This window comes from Nocardiopsis sp. RV163, assembly GCF_001029525.1.
Classification (GTDB): Bacteria; Actinomycetota; Actinomycetes; order Streptosporangiales; family Streptosporangiaceae; genus Nocardiopsis; species Nocardiopsis dassonvillei.
On record NZ_LEKI01000270.1, the window covers coordinates 1 to 4152 of the forward strand.

At 73.1% G+C, this 4152-nt stretch carries 4 protein-coding genes; all 4 read left to right on the top strand.

The genetic code is table 11. The annotated features are described in order from the left end of the window. Window positions 1-128: 128 nt before the first annotated feature. The 4 genes from thyX to ABD54_RS25780 all read left to right on the top strand — a co-directional run bounded on the left by thyX (window position 129) and on the right by ABD54_RS25780 (window position 3996). Window positions 129-926 carry an FAD-dependent thymidylate synthase gene (thyX, locus tag ABD54_RS25765; RefSeq protein ID WP_047872143.1) on the top strand — a complete coding sequence of 266 codons (798 nt, stop codon included), beginning with the start codon at window positions 129-131 and terminating at the stop codon, window positions 924-926. A gap of 507 nt (window positions 927-1433) precedes the next feature. After that, a complete protein-coding gene (locus ABD54_RS25770) occupies window positions 1434-1751 on the top strand; it encodes a hypothetical protein (protein WP_047872144.1) in 318 nt (105 codons plus the stop codon). Between the two features lie 279 nt (window positions 1752-2030). Beyond that, complete coding sequence (locus tag ABD54_RS25775; protein WP_047872145.1) at window positions 2031-3044, top strand: oxidoreductase; 1014 nt, start codon at window positions 2031-2033, stop codon at window positions 3042-3044. After that, a complete protein-coding gene (locus tag ABD54_RS25780) occupies window positions 3028-3996 on the top strand; it encodes a sugar phosphate isomerase/epimerase (protein ID WP_047872146.1) in 969 nt (322 codons plus the stop codon). The genes ABD54_RS25775 and ABD54_RS25780 overlap by 17 nt, the downstream gene beginning before the upstream one ends. Window positions 3997-4152 lie beyond the last annotated feature (156 nt).

Sequence of the window (4152 nt, forward strand, 5' to 3'; positions counted from 1 at the left end):
CCCGTGTACCCTCGGGAAGGGCTGGTCAGCCCCCTCCCCCGTCACGCCCTCCGCGCCCCGCGCCGCCCGTCGGCCGCGGTGCTCGGGCGTGCGCGCGGGGAGCCGGGAACACGAACGGGAGGCATGCTGTGAAGAGGGTCGAGCCGCAGGTCCGTCTGGTGGCGCGTCCGCAGGTGGACTACGACGCCGTCGCCGACTACCTCAAGGAGGTCGGCGGGGAGGCGTGGCTGGAGCGGTTCGACCGCGGTGAGCTCGACGCCCACCTCAACGACCCCCAGAACCTGGCCGAGTTCGCCGGCCGGCTGTGCTACCGCTCCTGGGAGCCGGGCCTGAACCCCAACGTGACCCGGGTGCGCACCGACCAGGACGCCTACCTCGGCAACATCCTGGCCAGCATGCACGGCTCCGTCCTGGAGCACATCAGCTTCAGCTTCGTCCTGCACAACGTCTCGCGCGTGCTCACCCACGAGCTGATCCGGCACCGTCCGGGCGTGGCCGTCTCCCAGGAGTCCCTGCGCTTCGTGCGCCTGTCCGACCTGCCGTTCTGGTTCCCCGACTGGGCCGAGGAGGACCCCGAGCTGATGGAGCGCGCCACCGCGATGCTCCGCCAGATGGAGGAGTTCCAGCTCTGGATGGCCGACCACTTCGGCCTTGACGACGAGGGCGTCAAGTTCGCGGAGAAGAAGCACAAGACCTCCTTCATGCGCCGCTTCGCCCCCGAGGGCGTGGCCACCGGCCTGGTGTGGACCGCCAACGTGCGCACCCTGCGCCACACCCTGGAGGCGCGCACCGCCCCCGGAGCGGAGGAGGAGATCCGCCTGCTGTTCCACCTCATCGGCGGGGCCCTCCAGGAGGAGGCCCCGGCGCTCTTCGGCGACTACGAGGTCCGGGACGGCGCCTGGGTGCCCAGATACCGCAAGGTCTGAGCGCCGCGGGAGACAGCGGCCCGCCCCTCGGGGCGGGCTTTTTTGTGCGCGCAGGAAACCGGGACTTCTCCCCTTCCGTCGGGTGCGCGGCCCGTCGCGCCCGTCGCGGGGCGGGGGAACTTCCGGGCAGCCGTTCCCGCGCCTGATCCGCCGTCGAAGGGGTCTTCCCGGCCTCTCGCGTTCCCTGCCCACCCCGGGGAAACCACCCGTTCCGGACATCCCCCTCCCCGAGAACGCGCTTTTTCGTCGATAACGCTATCCAAGCCGCGAGCAGTACATATCTCAGCGAAGGTGTGGAAAGCATTATTTTCGATATTTTCCTCCCCTGGTGCTTTCTCTCCGGTTCGCCTCCGGGTAGCGGCTGCCCGAAATATTCCGCTGGGCCGCACCGGCGCTGGCCTTTGCGGTGGCGGCGGGCCAGGATGTCCGGGTCGGCTTCGCCGTATCGGTGATATGTGCGGGCCGATCCTTCGGAAAAAGAGCGGAACGAAAATGGAGGCAACCGGAATGAGGGCTCTCGTGTCCGCCGCTGCGGCACTCGCGTTCGCGGCGGGCGGGTCCGTGGCGGGCGCCGCTCCGGCCCACGCCGCGACCGGTGAGGTCGTCGTCTTCACGACCGAGTTCGAGGAGCTGCGCCGCTACCCCGAACCCCCGTCGGGCACCTGTCAGCGGCTCCCCGAGACCGCGCACGTGCTGGTCAACCTCACCGACGCGGACGTGCGCATGCACGCCGGTACGACCTGCTTCGGGCCGTCGGTCCCGGTCGCGCCGGACCACGGCTGGCACGCTCCGCCCAGCGGGCTGTTCAGCTTCTCTGTGGCCTGATCCCGACCGGTCCCGCGACCGCCGGAGGGGGTCGCGGGGCCGCCCGGTGTTCCGGCGGGGTGCGGCCGCCGGGGAGAAAACATTACGAAAGTACGCATTTCCTTCTCGCAGTGCGGACGGCAACATGTCCGTTTCCGAGTTTTCGGACCAAGGGGCCTGTTCTCCGCTTTGACGCTTTCGGTGCGATGTCCCAGTGTGTTCGGAAAGCGTGTGGCCGCTGCACCCCGGTATTCGTCAGCGCGCCGCCGTGAAAGCAGAAGGGAAAGGTGCCCGTACGCCATGCTGCACACCCTCATCGTCGGCCTGGGCAGATCGGGGGAAGGGCTGCACCTGCCCTCCCTGGCCAAGGCACGGGCCCAGGCCCCCGCCCTGTTCGCCCCGGGGCCGGTGACGGGGTTCGACCCGTTCCGGGGTCCCGTCGAGGGGGTCCTCACGGCCGACTCCCTGGAGGGGGCCGCCCGCTGCGCGCCGCCCCCGCGCACCGTGGTCCACCTGTGCACGCCGCCGCACCTGCGCTCCGGCCCGCTGGAGCACCTGGCCCGCCTCGGCTACCGCATGGTCGTCGTGGAGAAGCCGCTGGCCCCGGACCTGGTGGAGCTGGCCGCCGTCGCCCGGCTGCGGCGGCGCTGGGACCTGGACCTGACCGTCACCACCCAGTGGCTGGACAGCACGCTCACGCGGCGCCTGCGCGCCGCGGTGCGGGGCCGCGTCTTCGGCGAACTGCGCGCCATCACGGTCCTGCAGAACAAGCCCCGCTTCACCCGCACCGCGCGGACGCCGGGCCACCCCACCGCCTTCGACGTGGAGGTCCCGCACGCGCTGGCCGTGGTGATCAGCCTGGCCGGAGCAGCGGACGTCACCGGAGCCTGTCTGGAGGACATGGTCACCGAGCGGACCCGGCTGCCCGGACTGGGCCGCGCCCGACTCGACCTCGCGCACCACGGCGGGGTGCGCAGCCGGATCGACTCGGACCTGACCTCCCCCGTCCGCGAGCGCCGCATCACGCTGGAGTTCGACCGCGCCGTGCTCACCGGCCACTACCCGTGCAGCGCTGCCGACCACACCGCCCAGCTCTCGGTGGACGCCACCGGGCACCGGGCCTCCCACTCCGTCTTCGCCGACGACGCCCTCCCCGCCTTCCTCCGCGCCGCCTACGCCCGCTACGCCCGCTCATTCAGCGGCCCGGGCACGCTCCCGGTCCAGGTCGAGGCGGTCCGGCTGCTCACCGAGGCCAAGCGGATGTGCGCGGCCCACGGCCGCAGGCAGGAGGCGGGCAGTGTCGTCGGCGCCTGAACACACCGCTCCGCCGCTAGCCGGGATCGGCGACGAGGCGGCGCCCGACCTCGACGGACAGCTCGCCGCCCTCGCCGAACTCGGCTGGAACCGCCTGGAACTGCGCACCGTCGACGGGACCGCGCTGGCCGCCCTGGACGAGCGGACCTTCGACCGCGCCGCCGGACGGATCCGCGAGGCCGGGACCGACGTGGTCGCCGTCGCCTCCCGCATCGCCGACTGGTCCAGGCCCGCCACCGGCGACTTCGCCGCCGACCTGGCCGAACTGGACGTCCTGGCCCGGCGCTGCGCGGTGCTGGGCACACGCCTGGTCCGGGTCATGTCCTACCCCCGCGACGGGCTCCCCGAAGCCGAATGGGGGCGGCGCGTCCGCACCCGCCTGCGCGAACTGGCCCGCCGGGCCGAGGCCGCGGGCCTGGTGCTGGTGCACGAGAACTGCGCTGGCTGGGCCGGGGACCGCGCCGACCGCGCCCTGGAACTGCTGGCCGAGGTGGACAGCCCGGCCCTGCGGCTGCTGTTCGACACCGGCAACGGCGTCGCCCACGGCTACCGGGCCCCGGAGATGCTGCGCCACCTCCTCGACCACGTGGCGCACGTGCACGTCAAGGACGCCGTCTCCGCGCCCGAGGGCGGCGTCGACTACGTCCTGCCCGGTCAGGGGGAGGCCGGAACAGCCGAGTGCCTGCGGCTGCTGGCCGCCAACGGCTACACCGGAACGCTGTCCATCGAGCCCCACCTGCACCTGCGTCCGCACCTGCGGGCCTCGGGCGCAGCCCCCGGACTCGGCGACCGGCCCGCCTTCGTCGCCTACGGGCGCGCCCTGGAGGACCTCCTGGCCCGCACCTGGCGCACCGGGGACGACCCCCGCAGCGGCGGGGGCGCGGACCCCCACGCCGCGACCGGGTCCGCCCGCACCGCTGACGGCCTCCGCCGCGCCGAGGGGGCCCGATGACCGCCGCGCTCACCCCCGCCGACCACGACCTGCTGCTGCGCCTGCTCGAACTGCCCACCGCTGGCCCGCTGGAGACCGGCCCCGACGGGCCCCCGCCGCTGCTGCGCGAGGCCCAACTCCTCTACGCCCGCGCCGCCGCCGAAACCGGGTTCGACG

Excerpts from the sequence above, each read along its gene's own strand:
- ABD54_RS25775 (WP_047872145.1), top strand. The coding sequence starts at position 2,031 with ATGCTGCACACCCTCATCGTCGGCCTGGGCAGATCGGGGGAAGGGCTG.
- ABD54_RS25770 (WP_047872144.1), top strand. The coding sequence starts at position 1,434 with ATGAGGGCTCTCGTGTCCGCCGCTGCGGCACTCGCGTTCGCGGCGGGC.